This is a genomic window from Xenorhabdus innexi (genome assembly GCF_002632485.1).
GTDB classification, from domain to species: Bacteria; Pseudomonadota; Gammaproteobacteria; order Enterobacterales; family Enterobacteriaceae; genus Xenorhabdus; species Xenorhabdus innexi.
Window position 1 is genome coordinate 1 of sequence record NZ_NIBU01000159.1, and the last position, 1,676, is coordinate 1,676.

Consider the following 1,676-nt stretch of genomic DNA (forward strand, 5'->3'; position numbering starts at 1 on the left):
ATTTTTATTGACTAGAATTTCCAGTTGGCATTGAAGAATACGCCATTGTCTTTATGACCACGGGATAAGACCCCTTGATACCCCAGCGATAATTGAGTATTTTCATTAATGCTCAATGAAGTGCCGGCTTTGATGACTGCCGCATTACGCGCCGCAGAAACACTGTTGACCGCAAATGACACTTCACTGTTGCTGAAACTCAGAGTGCTGTCGCGCTCCGCATTACCAAACTGATGTTGCCAGCCTAGCTCGCCATACATGCCGACCGTCAGTTGGTCTTGAGGCTGCCAGTTTTGGTTGGCACGTAAACCCAGTGTTGAGAGGGTGGCATTTTTCGACTGTTTTTTGCCTGACAGTGCAGCCGCACCGCCGTGCTCATTAATACCCTCGTTACGGAAATTCACATGAGACAGGTTGGCGAAAGGCTCCAGATTCAGCCAGTCCGGGTTCACACCGTAAGCTGCTTCAGCAAATAACTGCCCGGTTTGTGCGCCGTATTTGGCTTTCAGGTTGTCGGATTGTCTGCCAAAAGCCACGGAACGCTCGGTATCAAAACGGTGCCAGCTGTAAGCGACACCGGTACGCAGTGCCAGCGCATCCAGTTGCTTGCTGCCATAAAAAGCCAGATGAACGTTATCACTGCCCGCAGATGTGTTATCCCCCCCGCGCAGGGAAGAGCGGGTAAAACCGGTCGCTATCCCGAGACGCAGGCCATTGTCCAGCTCCCGGTCTGCGCCCAGTAAGACGCCGTAATTCGACATCCGGTAGCCGTTGGCTTCGTTATTGCTGTTGGTGCGTTGCCAGTTACTGGTGATTTGCGCCCAGACACCGTTCTGGTCAGCTTTGATATTCTGGTTTGTCAGGCCACCGTCAGCCTGACGCAGACGGGTATTCAGGGTATCACGCAGATAACGGCTGGCATCGATTTGCGCCGCTGCGATATCGGCATGGATTTGACCGGAAGACAATTGCTGGAAGGCGTTGCCTGCCTGCTCAGTGGTATCTGACATCAGGATGCTTTCATAAACCGGATGACCTAAGTTCAGTTTATCTGCGGCCTGCGCTATGGCACGCTCATTGGCGGTTTTAGCCGCACTGGCAAAGGGCGTGGCATTACGGTTGATATCCAACAGGACGCGGTCAGGCTGGTAGCTCAGTTGAGTACCAATGAACAGATAGCTCGGATCGTTCGGTGATAACGCAGTAAACTGACCAGTGACACCTTTGTTGGCCTGTAGGATATTATATTGCTGGCCCAGCAGGCTGCGAACCTCCGGTTTTGAGAGCAGGTTGCTGCTGTTTTCCAATCTGACTTCTACCGAACCGCCGTTTAATTCTGCGATACCGTCGGCATGAATACGGTCACTCAGCCCAGAAGTATTCCTTGCCACTTCAACAAGATAATGTGAGTTTCCTTCAAAAGAAACATCGCCTTTAACCTTCAGTGTTCCGATGACATCCGTATTAAAGGGGCCGACATTACCGGGAGAAATATAAGCACCGGGTTTAGCGGTGAGTGAACCCACCGTTCCGTTGCCACTCAATGTAGCATCACTATGTACAGTCACAGCTGACGTGATACCACCACTGACTTGCAACTGACCTTGTTCAACCAATGTCGGGCCTTTATAGATGCTATTTTTACCTGTCAGTTCCAGCATACCGCGACCAGTTTT

1 protein-coding gene is annotated in these 1,676 nt (G+C 51.2%); it reads right to left on the reverse strand.

Annotated features, from left to right (window positions below; all coding sequences use genetic code 11):
• Positions 1-11: 11 nt before the first annotated feature.
• On the reverse strand, positions 12-1,676 hold a 1,665-nt coding region (locus Xinn_RS20690; protein ID WP_153043429.1), incomplete at its 5' end, for an autotransporter outer membrane beta-barrel domain-containing protein.